Genomic DNA, 15,834 nt, shown 5'->3' with positions numbered 1-15,834 from the left:
AATAGGAGGAATTATAAGTATGAAAATAGCGGTAATTGGTGCAGCAGGGAAAGCAGGGCAAAAAATTGTAGAGGAGGCACTACGACGTGGTCATGATGTCACTGCGATTGTTCGTTCAGCTTCAAAAATAACAGCAAATATACCAGTAATTGAAAAGGATGTATTGGCATTAGCCCAAGAAGATGTGGAAGGCTTTGACGTAGTCGTAAATGCATTTGGGGCTCCTTTTGGTCAGGAGGAATTACATGTGAAAACTGGCCGTCATTTAATTGATATTTTTACTGGTATTCCTACTAAATTATTTGTTGTCGGTGGTGCGGGTAGTCTTTTTGTAGATCCAGAAAAAACTGTTCGAGTAATGGATACACCAGATTTTCCGGAAATGTTTTATGCTACAGCTAAAAACCAAGGTGAAAATTTACGTGACTTACAACAATCAACTATTACTTGGACATTTTTAAGCCCTTCTGCTTTCTTTGATCCAGAAGGTCCACGTACAGGTAGTTATACAACTGGGGAAGATCATTTATTAGTAAATGCTGCTGGTGAAAGTTATGTTAGCTATGCAGATTATGCTGTTGCGGTATTAGATGAAATTGAAAATCCGCAGCATGTTAACAGCCGTTTTACAGTTTCTTCTAATCAATAACGATGCGCAATTTTCAAGCGAGTTGACTAGTTTGTGTCAACTCGCTTGAAATCTTTACTTAGTCTGAATGATGTCTACAACGTAATGTTCAATTGCTTAATCTCTTCATCAAATCTTCTTTTATAAGCTGTATTTACTGGTCATTAATGTTAATAGTAACACTTAGTTTGTGAAATTTTCATTTTCCAGACAAATGACTGTTTACAATACTGCATTAATTAGCTACTATCAAGTGTGAGTATTACATAAAAGGAGACGACAATTATGTCCATACAACGTATAGAAAAAGACTTTTTAGGTGAACGTGTATTACCAAGCAATGCTTATTACGGGATTCAAACGCTTCGTGCTACTGAAAACTTCCCGATTACAGGTTATACAATTCACCCTGCTCTTATTAAAGCAATGGGTATTGTAAAAAAAGCAGCTGCTTTGAGTAATATGGAAGTACACCTACTTTCAACAGAAATCGGGGATGCAATTGTCGAGGCTGCACAAGAAGTTATTGATGGCGAATGGGATGCTGAATTTATCGTTGACCCAATCCAAGGTGGAGCTGGTACATCTATTAATATGAATGCCAACGAGGTTATTGCTAACCGTGCCTTAGAGATTTTGGGCAAAGAAAAAGGGGACTACAAATCAATTAGCCCAAACAGCCATGTTAATATGTCACAATCAACAAACGATGCTTTCCCAACAGCAATTCATATTGCTGTGTTGAATTTGATAGATGAACTACTTCTTACAATGGAAAACATGCAAGCAGTGTTCCATCAAAAAGCGGAGCAATTCGCGCATGTTATTAAAATGGGTCGTACGCATTTACAAGACGCTGTACCGATTCGATTAGGACAAGAATTTGAAGCATATTGCCGTGTTATCACTCGTGATATTGCGCGTATTCGTCAAACTCGCCCCAATTTATATGATGTAAATATGGGAGCAACAGCTGTTGGTACAGGATTAAATGCATTTCCTGACTATATTCAATCAGTAGATGTACATCTTGCTGAAATTTCAGGATTGCCGCTTAAAGGCGCTACACACCTTGTGGATGCAACACAAAATACAGATGCTTATACAGAAGTATCAGGCGCATTAAAAATCTGTATGATTAATATGTCGAAAATTGCTAATGACCTTCGTTTAATGGCATCCGGTCCACGTGCGGGTCTAGGGGAAATCATTTTACCAGCTCGTCAACCTGGATCTTCTATTATGCCAGGGAAAGTAAATCCTGTTATGCCAGAGGTTCTTAACCAAGTAGCATTCCAAGTAATTGGTAATGACCATACAATTTCTTTAGCTTCTGAAGCAGGACAATTAGAATTAAACGTTATGGAGCCTGTGCTAGTCTTTAACTTAATTCAATCTATTAGCATTATGAATAATGTGTTCCGAGCATTTACACAAAATTGCTTGAAGGATATTGAAGCAAATGAAGACCGCATGAAAGAATATGTGGAAAAAAGTGTTGGTGTGTTAACAGCAGTAAACCCGCATATTGGCTATGAGGTAGCTGCACGAATTGCGCGTGAAGCAATTTTATCTGGTCGTTCAATTCGTGAACTTTGCATTGAAGAAGGCGTACTAACGAAAGAACAATTAGATTTGATTTTGGATCCTTATGAGATGACACATCCTGGTATTGCTGGATCAAGTATTATGAAATTAAAATAATTTATTATGAAAGCACTTTGGCTAAAGCAAAGTGCTTTTATGTTTTAAAAAATTTGAAGGAGTCATACTTTTAGATCATACGTTGAGTAACGACGGTTTTTAGATGCTGCGAAAGAACTTTCACTTTTCTATATCATTTACCTTACAAAAGTTGGTCTTTTTTCTATGAATTTCAGTAAAATTAAACTATAATAACTACGTTGGAATAATATTATAGTTGGAGGAATTTAGTATGACTTTACGGAAAAGAAGTATAATTTGCTTTTCTACTTTAAATGTTCTTATGGGTGTTATTTTAATTATAGACCTAGCAAATGTAACTTCATTAAAATGGCTATCCACTTTATTAACAGTAATAGGAATTACTATGACATTATCGTGTATTTTCTATGTGAAATTTAAAATTATTAAGCCTATTAATCAATTAGCTGAATCCGCTCAAGCAATTGCTGATGGAAATTTAAGTACTGCTCCGATTGAAATTAATTCCAATGATGAGGTATCAGACTTAGCTAAAGCGTTTTTAAAGATGAAGGAACAATTACATACAATGACACAAAAAATTGCAAGTAGTTCTACAGATTTATCAGCGAGCATAGAGGAGCTATCAGCAAGTACAAATGAAATTACAGATGCAGTTAACGAAGTTGATTCACAAATGGAGAATACGACTGAGGGTCTTAAGAAAGCAGCACAATCTGCAAATGAAAGTGCGATTGCTATGCAAGAAACCGCAGATGGCATTGAACGTATTACTGTGGCAACGCAAGATGTATTTGATCATGCAAAAGAAGCAAATGACATCGCAGGCAATGGTGCGGAAATTTTACACGTAGCTAAAAATCAAATGGAGTTTATTTCAACTTCTACTGAAAAAACAAGTGAATTAATGCAGCAATTATCAAGCAAAATGACTGATATCAAGTCTATGACAGATATGATTACGGCTATTACTGATCAAACAAATTTGCTAGCATTAAATGCAGCAATTGAAGCAGCGCGTGCTGGCGAGCATGGTAAAGGCTTTGCAGTAGTAGCAGAGGAAGTTCGAAAATTGGCAGAGCAATCTAAGCATTCGGCTATTCAAATTGTCGAGCTTGTAGTTGGAATAGAAAGCGATACAAAACAAGTAGCTACCTCTGTCGAAGAGGACTTGAAAAATGTTCAACAGGGTGTTTATGTCATTGATGAGGCTACAAAGTCATTCGGTACGATTTCTCAGCATGTTAGCAAAATGACGAACCAGTTAGAGGATATTTCCGCAACAGCAGAAGAGCTTACAGGTAGTGCGAATGAGGTTACAAATTTAGTATCGACAATCGCTAACGAAATGGATAGTTTGTCTAATTATACAGGGGTCATTCTGCAGTCTGTTGATGAGCAAAGTGCCTCTATGCAAGCGGTCAACATGGTGGTGTCGCAAGACTTATGTGTACAAGCTGAAAATTTACAAAAGCTTACACAGAGATTTAGTGGACAATAATTGAAAGAAATAAATTACCCATAAATAAAGGCTATTTTGCAGGAATAAATTTTCTGCAAAATAGCCATTTTTTTATCAGGTGCATTGATTAGCGTAGAGCCGGAAATTAAATATTAAGTAAGCCAAAAAAATCTGTTGTTATCGTCAAAAATACTATGCCAATAATAAACATCATTTCTGCGATAGTAGCAACAAAATCTCTTTTATTTTCCGCGTATTTCCATTCCATAAATGCTCGTAATAATTCAGATGCTATTAAAAAGACTATTATGATAAACGATGTTTTGAAATACCAGGGAATTTCAATTTTGTTATTGTCTATCATATAATACGAACTAATTAAAAATAGAATCGTAATTAATCGTAACGACCAATCGAGTTTTCTATGTCTTTCGTTAAGGTGATGATAAGAAAACCATTTCTTTCTCTCGACACCTAACAATTTTCTAATGACAAATCCAAAAATACTAATTACTAAAACAAGCATAATTAGTAAAAGTATTAATATTCCAAATTCGATATTAATCAATTTTCAATCACCTCGTAGGCATGCTCTTTTCTTAAATATTGTGGGTTATAAAATACCACCATTCTTATTGCAATAAAATTTTACATCAATTAAATGAGAAGAAGAAACACCACTTTCAGAGTATTTTCCACCCACAGTAATGATATAAGAGCGACCATCATCGTTAATTGAATATTTGTATCCTTTTTGGATCCAGTTACCACTACCATTTTCAATTTTCGAAGATAGAGAGTTCATAGCTGAAAACAACTGCCTACTTTCAGTTGTATTTGCATTTAACTGTGTTTCAAAAGAGCCTTCAAAACTAATAATTGTTAGCTTTGAACCTGTATGTATTTCCACTGTTTTCGGGACTGAAGTTGGAGCATACGCATCTTTATTTTTTAACATAGTAAATGAAGCATTTACTCTTTCTATTAGCATCTTTTTAAAATCCTTAACTTCAACCCAGTATTCATCAGAAAACTTTGATATAGGTTCTATTTCAAAGTTTTCATGATATTCTTCATTCACTTTCTCTACAAGAGAAATATATTCCTTGTAATACTTTTCTTTTTGTTCCTGCGTTAATTTTAAAGGAGTTGGAGCTACGAGTATTTCTTTTTCTACTGTTTGTTCATCGGTTGATGGTTTGGATGAATTTACATTTTCTGTTTTTTCATTTATACACCCTGTTAAAAAGAAAGTTGACAGTAAAGCTCCTGCAAAAATATAATTTTTCAAAATCTTCACCTCACAAAAACGAATTAAATAACAGAATAATTAGTTATTTATTTAAATTATAACATATTTACAAATACTGGGGCAGGGATATACGAAGTAACGATCCTGAGGGTACGACTTTGAAACTTCAATAGTTAAAAATGACTTAGGCATAAGTTTATATTTTTGGTATAATATTGAAAGAAAGGGGGGTATGAATGGGGATAAATTTTAATAGCTTTCTTAAAGAAGAATTGTCAGTAAATGATATTCAGACAGCAATGAAACAAGGTGATATAACACCAAAAGAATTAACTATGTATTATTTACACAGAATTCCTAAGTATGATCAAGGTGGACAGAAAATTAATTCTATGCTTGAAATTAATCCTGAAGCGATATTTATTGCTGAAGCATTAGATGAGGAAAGATTAACAAAAGGGGCTAGAGGTCCACTACACGGAATTCCGGTGGTGTTAAAAGATAATATCGAAACGAAAGATTTTATGCACACTAGTGCAGGTGTAATAGCATTAGAAAATTATTTAGCAAAGCAGGATGCATATTTAGTAAAAAAGCTTCGTGAAGCAGGGGCTGTTATTTTAGGAAAAACAAATATGACTGAATTAGCAAACGGTATGTCGAGTACGATGTGGGCAGGATATAGTTCTCGAGGTGGACAAACACTTAATCCTTATGGTGATCCAGAACTTTATGTGGGAGGATCTAGCTCAGGTTCAGCGGTAGCAGTTGCGGCAAATTTTTCTGTTTTATCAATTGGAACTGAGACAGACGCTTCGATTTTAAGTCCAGCTATACAAAATTCAGTAGTTGGCATAAAACCAACTGTTGGGCTCATTAGTCGACAGGGCATTATTCCGTTTACATACTCTCAAGATACAGCAGGACCAATGGCTAGAACTGTAACAGATGCAGCTATTTTATTAGGCGTATTAACAGGAGTAGATCAAGACGACGTCGTTACATATAAAAGTGAACGAAAGTTATATAAAGATTACACCAATTTTTTAGATGCAACTGGATTAATTGGTGCTAAAATTGGTGTTTATAATAATGCCTCAAAAGATTATTATGACTCAGTGGAATATGACGAAACACTTTTTAATAATGCCATTCAAGTTTTGAGAGAGCAAGGAGCCGTTATTTTTGAAGGCATCGAAATCCCTTCTTTTCATAGAGACTGGAAATGGGGAGTACCGCAATACGAATTTAAGCATAGTTTAAATAATTTCCTTATAAATCTACCTTCCCACATGCCTGTCCATTCTATTTCTGAGTTAATCCAATTTAATAAACGATCAAAAGGAAAGTCGTTAAAATATGGTCAGGATAAATTGGAATCGAGAGAGAAATTATCGAATACGTTAAGAGATTCTGACTATTTAAATGCAAAACTAGAGGATTTGTATTTTTCTCAAGAGCAAGGAATCGATTATGCATTAAAAAAATATGAATTAGATGCGATTATCTTTCCATCATATATAGGTTCAACAATTAGTGCGAAAGCTGGATACCCGTCTATTGCCGTCCCAGCAGGGTATATGAAAAATGGGAGACCGTTTGGGGTAACATTTGCAGGAACTGCATTTAGTGAGAATGTACTAATAAAACTTGCATTTTCATTTGAGCAAGCAACTAAACTACGAAAAGCTCCGAAGTTGTATTAAGATTCTACCAGCTCAATTGACTTTAAAAATACAGTACTTTACAATTAAGGGTAAGAAATTCGGTATTTTCCAGTTTCTTAACAACTGAATAGCTTGGAGTAATAGGTGTAAATTGTGTGCAATTTACTTAAAAGGGAAGTCGGTGCAAATCCGACACTGTCCCGCAACTGTAAATGTGAGCGACTTTTCATAGACCACTGTTTAACGACGGGAAGGGGAAAGGTAGCGATGATCATGAGTCAGGATACCTGCCTATTATGAGTACACACCATAACCCTACGAGGAATAGGAGGTGGCATGTTGACAAAACAGAATGCTCTGTTCGTCACTGTACGTCAAACGCCCAAAATAAAAGGAGGTATTAGCTATAGTGCTAATTTTTTCTTATTTGGGGATTGTTTGACATTATATGATGAACGACAAGGATAGAATGAAGGATTTCCTCGCTTTAATGGGAAATCCTTTTTTTACTGATGACTTCCGTTTTGAAAATATGTACGAAAAGAGGATGCACATATGACGAATATTCATGTATGTACAGCACAGGAATCGCAATATGTAGATATGAAAATATGTAAGCTGCCACGCATTGAAGTTACTAAGAAAGCTGCAACAAGAATGGTTGTAGAATCACTTGTCGACCAATTAATAGCTAGCAAACTAATTAGTAATGAACGCTTGTTTGAGCAAATTTTATATAACAAAGATATTATTTGGATTCAAAATGACAATATTAATGGCCATCTTTTTGCAAAGGCGGATACTACAGATCAACTTAAAACAAAAACAAATAGTTTTATGATGTATATGCCGACAAATCCAATTATCTATGAGGTGAACGGTGAGCATTATCATTTAATTACACGCATTGATTCGACTCGTGCAAAGCCAAATTTAGAGCGGCTATCCCAAGCTCCTAAGCCAATATTAAGTGCTGCTCGAGTCAATGATTTATTATGCTCGATAGTGATGCGCTTTTATGAAACATATTTAGAGGATTTATCACAGGTAGCTCCTAAAAACAAACAATTGATTAATTTCGTGGAGCACGAGTATTATCAATTTTTAGAAGCTGTAAAGGAACTAAATGAATATCATTTAAACTGGCACCCACGTGGTAACGGTCATGAACTATTACTGGAATTAATTGATAATTTACAACTTTTGAAAAGTCGACCTGGCAAGGTTTTAATTAATTTCTCTAAGCCCCATAGCTACGTTGTTGTGAATCCTTCATATCGCAGTTTCAAACAGGTACAGAAGGCCGTACAAGTTTTGTAAATTGATTTCGCGTTTGGTGAAGGAGAATATGAGCGGATGGGGGTGGAATATTCGCGGAGGGAGTAACTATTCGTATGAGCCAGAATACTCGTGGAAGTAGGGCAAATCCTCGCGCGGAGCTGAATACTTCAGAAAGTAAAGCGAATTCGCGCGAAGCCGGAGAATCCCGACGAAACTTAAAAAACAGGACAATGATAGATAATCATGTCCTGTTTTTATGAATTCAGTCAATACAATGCATTGCCGCCTCTGCCTCATGCCATGGAACGGAGTAACCTTTGCCTTTTGCACAAAAAATACTAGAAGATGTATATTCGGGATCGGCGTTTTTATCGTAGCCAATTTGTGTAATGATATCTTCTGTGTTGTGACACACATCATAACCATCAAATTGGAGAGAAAGTACGCCTTTACCATTAGTGTAGGCGGCAAAGGTTGTACTGTAGCTCATAAATGTTGCGACTGGAGCGCGGCCAGTTAAAATCGCATCATGTTCAGTTAAGATTGGCGCGTCAAATGTACCAGCAGCTTGTTGAATATCGGTCATCATCCGGCCAATAAAATCACTTGGAGCTTTAAGTTTAAATCGGTAGAATGGCTCCAGTAATACATTTTCTGCTTGCTCCAGCCCTTGCCGTAATGCACGGAATGTTGCTTCTCGGAAATCACCACCATCGGTATGTTTTATATGTGCGCGTCCTGTTAAGAGAGTGAAGCGAATATCTGTCACAGGGAAGCCAGTTAACAATCCATGATGATCGCGCTCGAATAGATGTTTTTCAATGAGTCGTTGATGCCCAACCGATAAATCATCCGCATGACAAGCATTGACAAATGTATGACCAGCACCGCGTTTATTTGGCTCCATCAATAAATGTACTTCTGCATAATGCTTTAAAGGTTCAAAATGTCCATAGCCTGTCACCGTTGTTGCAATCGTTTCCATATATAAAATCTGTGGTTCGCTAAATGAAATGTCTAGCGAGAAGCGTTTGTTCAGCACGTCGATAAGAACCTCGAGTTGGATGACACCCATAATATGTACATGAATTTCTTGAAATTTTTCATGCCATAGCACACGTAATGATGGTTCTTCTGCTTCAAGCGTGCGGAAGATTTTTAAAACTTCCTTTATATGCTGATCGCCTTCATACTGTACTTTTGCCTGTAAAGTTGGTACTAACTCATAGGGCTGTGGGTTACCTGCATAACCAATGATATCGCCGATGTTTGCTTCGCTAATCCCTTTTACTGCGAAAATCTCCCCAGCCTCGACCTCTTGAACTGTTACATAACGGCTGCCATTGTAAAGTCGAATCTCAGTCACTTTTTCTGTTTTATCTTCAAAGGAAAATTCATCACGCACATGTAACGTTCCTTGCAACGCCTTGATAAAAGTTAATCGTTGATGCCCATCATGACGAATTTTAAACACTTCACCTTGGAACGGAGCATTGTTATGAAAATGTGTTTTAGTAAGTAGGGGGAGCTGTGTTATAAATTCCTTTATCCCAATATCTTTTAAAGCAGAGCCAGTAAAACATAAAAAGGCTTTTTCCTGTTGAATCATCGTATGTAAACGAGTAAGACAGCTAGAGCAATCTAATGTCTCATTTAGAAAATCGTCGAGAAGCTTTTCGTCACGTTCAGCTAGCCACTCCATCATGCGATTTGAAACATAGTCTGAACGGAGCGGTTCATCTACGAATAATACATCCTCAGAACAGTCCTTTTGAAGCCGTGCCATAACGGCTTGAACATCTGCCCCTTCACGATCAATTTTGTTAATAAAAAAGAAAGTTGGGATGTGGTATTGGCGTAAAAGTTGCCACACTGTTTCCGTATGACCTTGTAGTCCTTCAACTGCACTAACAATAATGATGGCAAAATCCATAACCCGAATCGCACGTTCCATCTCTGGTGAGAAATCTACGTGTCCAGGTGTATCGATTAACGTATATGTATCATTCTCAATCGTCATACGACCTTGCTCCGCAAAAATCGTAATGCCTCGCTGACGCTCGAGCTCATGATTATCTAGAAATGTGTCCTGGTGATCCACTCGTCCACGGGCTTGAATACTGTTTGTATGAAATAGTAACTGCTCAGAAAATGTTGTTTTTCCTGCGTCCACGTGAGCGAGTACCCCGATTGTTACATGCATAAAAAATCCTCGTTTCTATTCATTCTTTTATCAATATTCTAACATATAGGACTGTGTCTATGCCTATGCCTATCAAAAAGAGGGCTTCCCAATGAGAGAAAAACACAAGCTGAGACTTTGTTCGTAAAAAAGGGATATGGAAGGTATTTTAAAGGAAAATTTTTAATCTCGATAAAGAACATTCTCGCCCGAATGATCCCTCTACCGCAGAAAAGAATTGCTGATAAAAGACCCAATATTTACTATTATAGGAGTAATTTCCGTTAGGGCTGGGTGCTTTTTTGGGGACGTAAGCTTGGCTCTCAGTGGAGCAAGAAACGGAGATAAGCTTTTGCATTGTTGAATTGATTGATTTGTAAATATCAAGTGATAGATAAAAAATCTTTAATCTCGTTCCACATACTTGCCTTCATTTTGAGGGGAATTTTCTAAATATGAATAATAGGCTTGAATGACTTTACCATTTTCTATTTTATATCCATAAAGTACTGTTGGTTCGTCCGCAAATTTAACTTTTATTTCGTATCCAAATGCCGTTGTTAATAATTCTTCTTTATCAAAACTAGTTTCCCAAGATGCATTTGGGTATTTCTTTTCTAAATGTTCTTCAACCATTTGAGTATATTTATCATATTTTGCGTCCTGTATATGTGGACGAACAGTTAGGAATAATGCATAGCTTAAAAGGATTATAACTATAAAGCTATACAAAATTTTTTTACCTCTTTTTCTAAAAAAGAATGAAATCACAAAAAAGAAATAAATAGAGCCAATCACAAAAAATAACTCTATTGCTTTTATAGCCATAAAAACGCCTCCCGATTGAATAATTTCCCTATTATTATTTTAGCACATTTAATATACCCTGAAGATCCCGAAATTTCGCAATGTTTCGGATTCGTCACGGTCACAAATTGCTCGCCACTATTAAATCCTCTCTATGATAAAAAATAATTTCTTCTTAAAAGAAGGAATAATACTTAGAGTGTCGAAATATTGTACTATGTAATGAAACTTCAACAAAAAGGGGATTTTTAAAATATGACTTTGAAACAAGGGATTCAACCAGAAGATTTATATCAATTAAAATCAGTGGCAGATCCACAAGTATCACCTGACGGAACAGAAGTAGTGTATATAGAAACGCATATTGATGAGAAGAAAAAGGACTACGTATCTAATTTATTTTACATAGACTTGAATGAAAAAAAGCCTCAACAATGGACATTTGGTGAAGATAAAACGAGTTCGCCTGTATGGTCACCAGATGGCAGTAAAATTGCATTTGTATCAATGAGAAAGGGTAAGCCACAAATTTTTGTGCTTTCTAAAGCAGGTGGGGAAGCGAAGCAAGTTACTAATTGTAAAAACGGTGCGACATCACCTGTTTGGTCTCCGTGTGGTAAGAATATTGCATTTTCAGTAAAGCTAGGTGAAAATGAAAGCATTTATGATAAAGCTGAAAATGATAAGAAAGATGATAAAGAACTTAAACCACTTGAAATAGAAAAAATGAAATATAAATCAGATGTAGCTGGGTTTATTGATATGGAGCAATTTTCTCAAATTGCCATCGTCAATCTTGAATCTGAAGAATTAGAGCTAGTTACGGAAGGAAAACATAATTTACAACTTTGTGCATGGTCTCCAAACGGGAAATATCTTTCTTACATTGCTAACTTAGCAGAGGATTTAGATTTTTCATTCGTGATTGATATTTACTTATTGGACTTAGAAACAAAACATGGCCGCAAGCTTACGGAAGGAACAGGGGTGTTTTTCCAAACTTCATGGTCCCCGAATAGTCGCTATGTTGCTTATGTTGGAAGTGAACGAGAATTTGAAAATGCAACACAAGCAAAATTATGGGTTTATGATTTGGAAACTAACAATACGACATGTGTAACGAGTGAATTTGATGCGCCGGTCGGTGATTTTGTCGTCGGTGATTTCCTTCAAGGTGTCGTTGCTCCGCGTGTACAATGGTTGGAGGATAATAAAAGCTTTTACTTCCAAGTGACTGATCACGGCAATACAGCGATTTATTTTGGTAATCTTTCTGGAGAATTATATCCAGCGATTCATGATCATCAATACGTATATGGTTTTTCGCTTGATCAAAAAAATGATAAAGCGGTAGTCGCAATTAGCACTACTACAAATCCTGGCGATCTATTTTACGTAAATTTAAATAATGGTGATCAAGAACAGCTTACGAACGTTAATGAAGAATTTTTAAAGACGAAAGAATTGTCTGTTCCTGAAGCAGTTGAATATGAAGGAGCAGATGGCTGGAAAGTAAGCGGCTGGATGATGAAGCCTATTGGCTATAAAGAAGGGGAGAAATATCCACTTATTCTTGAAATCCATGGTGGACCTCACGCTATGTATGCCAACTCATATTTTAACGAATTCCAAATCCTTGCTGCACAAGGTTATGCGGTCCTCTATACGAATCCTCGTGGAAGCCATGGATATGGTCAAAAATTTGTTGATGCGGTTCGTGGTGATTATGGAGGCAATGATTACAATGATCTCATGGCCGCTGTAGATTTTGTATTGGAGCATTATGATTTCATTGACAAAGACCGTCTAGGAGTTACAGGTGGGAGCTATGGGGGCTTCATGACAAACTGGATTGTCGGACATACAAATCGCTTTAAAGCTGCGGTTACGCAACGTTGTATTTCTAACTGGATTAGCTTTTACGGTGTAAGTGATATCGGCTATTACTTCAATGACTGGCAAATCCAAGCGGGACTAGACGATATAGAGAAGCTTTGGAATCATTCGCCGCTTAAATATGTTGACAATGTGGAGACGCCACTGTTAATTTTACACAGCGAAAAAGACTATCGCTGTCCGATTGAACAGGCAGAGCAATTATTTATCGCCTTGAAACACCGTAAAAAGGAAACTAAATTTGTACGCTTCCCAGAATCCAATCACGAACTTTCTAGAAGCGGAAAACCAGCGTTAAGAATCAATAGATTAGAATATATTAGGGATTGGTTTGTGAAATATCTATAAAATAAATATGGGTGGCCAAAGAAGTGAAAATACTGCTTTGGCCACCTATTTTTTTACATGCCTTGTTTAACAAATGCTTTTTTCGTAAAGATTGTTTTTCATCCAATGGCGCAGGTTCGGTGAAGAAGGAATTAAAAACATTTATTTTGATGCAAAGAGTAAAGGTAATTACATAGACAGTTTCCTGAATAATTTTAAAATTTAAAACAATGAGGAAATATGCTTTTCTTGAGGAAAAGATTGATGACATCTGTAAAATAATGATTTATGAATCGTCCGATGAAACATACGTGTTTTTATATAATATATTACAAAATACTAGTTGTTTTGCTGATATGTGTTTTGAAGTTTTAGAAGAAGCGGAAGAATACTGTGAAAAATTAGGAATTAATAATGAGGATTGGCTATTTATTGATGACCCGTTAGATGGATGCTAAGACGATATAATTAATTGTAAATGATACAGATTTGTATGTATTACACTGAAATAGCGGGAGCTTTATTTAAATAAGGGGAAACTAAATTATGAAAAAATATTGTTGTGAGGATATGACCTTTCATGCAAGTTTCAAGTGTGAAATACATGAGAATCCGTTTGAATGTCCTCATAAAATAATCATTTTTTATGAACAAAGTAATAACTACGGTTTGATCATACATGATGGTGGGGAGTCGATGATTAGCATTGATTTTTGTCCTTGGTGTGGTTCGAAATTTTGAATTTTAAATACTTCCTTCTTCAACTATCAGAGCAGGCTGGTGGAAGAAAGGATATTGTAATAATGTGTAGAAATAAACAAATATAAATAATTCTAAACAGGGGGTATTATGAAGGATATTAGTTTATGTGTTAATGAGTTTAATGTCCATTATTACGAATTAGGCAAGAACACTAAACCCACAATAGTCTGTTTACACGGACTTGGAAATAGTGGGGCAGTCTTTTCTGAGTTAGCTGAATACCTGGAAGATGATTTTCATATACTTTCTTTTGATAATCCAGGTCACGGAGGCACATCTTCTTTTGTAAATGAAGATGGTTATCTATTTTCGAGTCTTGCAAAATGGTATAACGATGTATTCGAACAAGTCTTAAAAGAACCCTTTTATATTTTGGGTCATTCTTGGGGAGCTGATATAGCATTACACTATGCTAAAATGTACCCTGAAAAAATTAAAGGGGTTATCTTACTAGATGGTGGCTATACGTTTCCAGATTTCCAAGAAGATATGACCTTTTCTAAAGTATATGATGGGTGGAATGATTATATGGAGCATTCCTCGGTTTTTGACACTTGGACTGATGTAGCCGAGGAGTACCGACAATATACTGACCGATGGAATGAAAAAATTGAACAAATGGTTCAAACACTTTTTAATAAAAGAGAAAAATATGAACTTATTAGTTCAAAGTTTACTATATTATCTATTATTAAAGCATTTTTTAGAGAAAGTTTTACAACCGCTTATCCATACATAAAATCACCATTGATTCTTATCCACGCAACTCTTCCCAAAGAGTTAAGAAACGCTAGAAGAACTGGAATCAACAAATTAAAACAGCATATAGAAAATGTCACCATTGTTTCAATGGACGCAACTAATCATATGGTTCATTGGGATAACCCCAAAAAAGTAGCTACTGAAATAAATACCTGGGTATCTAAATGTTAAGCTACGTGACGATTCCAAAAAAAGAGCAGTCGCATCGACGAACTTTTCCTATGCGGCTAACGGGGTGCTTTCGTAACATATTCGATATACGAAATATCAAACCAAAAAAACAGAGTTGATTCTACACATTTGTAGAGTAACTCTGTTTATGTTTTAATAGCAACAATCTTTTAGAAGATACCCTTTTCAAAAGTAGAATTAAGGTGAAGGAACTAAATCGACGGAAACATCTTTTTTGAGAAATTTGGCTATTTATTAATTATTCCATAATATACTAAATCCTCGTATTTACCGTCTTTAATAATATGATCCTTTAAAATTCCTTCTTGTTTCATGCCAATCTTCTCCATTACTTTTCCTGAAGCGGGGTTTGTAGAAAAATATCGGGCAAATACTTTATGCAGTTTCTTTTCTTCAAAAGCAAATTGAACAATCGACTGCGCTGCTTCCGTAGCATAGCCTTTTCCCCAATACTCCTCACCAATCCAATAGGCGATTTCTCCTTGATTAAAATGTTTATTGTTTGATAAGGCGATAGCTCCATATAATTCGCCGGTTTCCTTATCTGTAACAGCAAACTCGTACGAAATATCTTGTGTAAAATTATCGTAATGACGTTCCATCCATGTTAATGCATCATTTAAACTATATGGATAAGGTAGATACATAGTGCTTTTATAAATATTATAGTTATTGCATAGCATTGTAACCGTTTCTGCATCGGATGTTTGAAATAATCTAAGAACGAGTCTTTCTGTAGAAATCATTAACTTTTCACGGACATACCCCATTTAATCACTCCATTTATCTTTATATTGTAAAAAATGACACTCACCCTAGCGTAGGGGTGGTTTCCGTCACGACTGTGCGCTTTCTTTGGGGAGCCACTGCGCTCCAATCAACTCATTTCATGGTAAAAACACCCTGAATTTTGGGAATAAAGATAAGTCT

The 15,834-nt window shown here is 35.9% G+C and carries 14 protein-coding genes and 1 riboswitch; of the genes, 9 read left to right on the top strand and 5 right to left on the bottom strand.

The features are described from left to right. Window positions 1–19: 19 nt before the first annotated feature. The 3 genes from ACIQ7N_RS15290 to ACIQ7N_RS15280 all read left to right on the top strand — a co-directional run bounded on the left by ACIQ7N_RS15290 (window position 20) and on the right by ACIQ7N_RS15280 (window position 3,815). A complete protein-coding gene (locus ACIQ7N_RS15290; RefSeq protein WP_402933532.1) occupies window positions 20–649 on the top strand; it encodes an NAD(P)-dependent oxidoreductase in 630 nt (209 codons plus the stop codon). Between the two features lie 264 nt (window positions 650–913). Next, a complete protein-coding gene (aspA, locus tag ACIQ7N_RS15285) occupies window positions 914–2,332 on the top strand; it encodes an aspartate ammonia-lyase (RefSeq protein ID WP_402933529.1) in 1,419 nt (472 codons plus the stop codon). 232 nt (window positions 2,333–2,564) lie between these two features. Beyond that, window positions 2,565–3,815 (top strand): methyl-accepting chemotaxis protein, encoded by a 1,251-nt coding sequence (locus tag ACIQ7N_RS15280; protein WP_402933527.1) that lies wholly within the window; start codon window positions 2,565–2,567, stop codon window positions 3,813–3,815. Between the two features lie 106 nt (window positions 3,816–3,921). Here ACIQ7N_RS15280 and ACIQ7N_RS15275 read toward each other — a convergent pair whose 3' ends face one another. Together ACIQ7N_RS15275 and ACIQ7N_RS15270 are read right to left on the bottom strand one after the other, a co-directional pair. Beyond that, window positions 3,922–4,344 (bottom strand): DUF4181 domain-containing protein, encoded by a 423-nt coding sequence (locus tag ACIQ7N_RS15275; RefSeq protein WP_402933524.1) that lies wholly within the window; start codon window positions 4,342–4,344, stop codon window positions 3,922–3,924. Between the two features lie 45 nt (window positions 4,345–4,389). Next, window positions 4,390–5,067: a hypothetical protein gene (locus tag ACIQ7N_RS15270; protein ID WP_402933522.1), complete on the bottom strand. Its 678-nt coding sequence runs from the start codon at window positions 5,065–5,067 to the stop codon at window positions 4,390–4,392. 197 nt (window positions 5,068–5,264) lie between these two features. On the opposite strand from ACIQ7N_RS15270, the gene ACIQ7N_RS15265 reads away from it, so the two are divergent. The 3 genes from ACIQ7N_RS15265 (at window position 5,265) to ACIQ7N_RS15255 (ending at window position 8,015) form a co-directional block, all read left to right on the top strand. Continuing rightward, the gene (locus tag ACIQ7N_RS15265) at window positions 5,265–6,734 is read left to right on the top strand and encodes an amidase family protein (protein ID WP_402933520.1); all 1,470 of its coding nucleotides are present in this window, start codon (window positions 5,265–5,267) and stop codon (window positions 6,732–6,734) included. An 86-nt stretch (window positions 6,735–6,820) separates the two neighbouring features. Further along, window positions 6,821–7,004, top strand: a riboswitch (cobalamin riboswitch). A 30-nt stretch (window positions 7,005–7,034) separates the two neighbouring features. Then, complete coding sequence (locus tag ACIQ7N_RS15260; RefSeq protein WP_402933518.1) at window positions 7,035–7,163, top strand: hypothetical protein; 129 nt, start codon at window positions 7,035–7,037, stop codon at window positions 7,161–7,163. Window positions 7,164–7,250: 87 nt separating this feature from the next. Continuing rightward, a complete protein-coding gene (locus ACIQ7N_RS15255; protein WP_402933515.1) occupies window positions 7,251–8,015 on the top strand; it encodes a hypothetical protein in 765 nt (254 codons plus the stop codon). Between the two features lie 223 nt (window positions 8,016–8,238). Here ACIQ7N_RS15255 and ACIQ7N_RS15250 read toward each other — a convergent pair whose 3' ends face one another. After that, on the bottom strand, window positions 8,239–10,179 hold the full coding sequence (locus ACIQ7N_RS15250; RefSeq protein ID WP_402933513.1) for a GTP-binding protein: 1,941 nt from the start codon (window positions 10,177–10,179) through the stop codon (window positions 8,239–8,241). A gap of 384 nt (window positions 10,180–10,563) precedes the next feature. Continuing rightward, window positions 10,564–10,986 carry a hypothetical protein gene (locus ACIQ7N_RS15245; protein ID WP_402933509.1) on the bottom strand — a complete coding sequence of 141 codons (423 nt, stop codon included), beginning with the start codon at window positions 10,984–10,986 and terminating at the stop codon, window positions 10,564–10,566. 234 nt (window positions 10,987–11,220) lie between these two features. On the opposite strand from ACIQ7N_RS15245, the gene ACIQ7N_RS15240 reads away from it, so the two are divergent. The 3 genes from ACIQ7N_RS15240 (at window position 11,221) to ACIQ7N_RS15230 (ending at window position 14,883) form a co-directional block, all read left to right on the top strand. Next, window positions 11,221–13,209: a S9 family peptidase gene (locus ACIQ7N_RS15240; protein ID WP_402933507.1), complete on the top strand. Its 1,989-nt coding sequence runs from the start codon at window positions 11,221–11,223 to the stop codon at window positions 13,207–13,209. Between the two features lie 525 nt (window positions 13,210–13,734). Further along, window positions 13,735–13,929, top strand: a complete 195-nt coding sequence (locus ACIQ7N_RS15235; RefSeq protein ID WP_402933505.1) for a DUF6980 family protein — start codon at window positions 13,735–13,737, stop codon at window positions 13,927–13,929. Between the two features lie 108 nt (window positions 13,930–14,037). After that, a complete protein-coding gene (locus tag ACIQ7N_RS15230) occupies window positions 14,038–14,883 on the top strand; it encodes an alpha/beta fold hydrolase (protein WP_402933503.1) in 846 nt (281 codons plus the stop codon). Between the two features lie 248 nt (window positions 14,884–15,131). Here ACIQ7N_RS15230 and ACIQ7N_RS15225 read toward each other — a convergent pair whose 3' ends face one another. Further along, complete coding sequence (locus tag ACIQ7N_RS15225) at window positions 15,132–15,674, bottom strand: GNAT family N-acetyltransferase (protein WP_402933501.1); 543 nt, start codon at window positions 15,672–15,674, stop codon at window positions 15,132–15,134. Between the last annotated feature and the right edge of the window lie 160 nt (window positions 15,675–15,834).

It is taken from the genome of Lysinibacillus sp. NPDC095746 (assembly GCF_044763535.1).
Taxonomy (GTDB): Bacteria; Bacillota; Bacilli; order Bacillales_A; family Planococcaceae; genus Lysinibacillus.
This window is presented reverse-complemented; position numbering and strand designations above follow the sequence as displayed.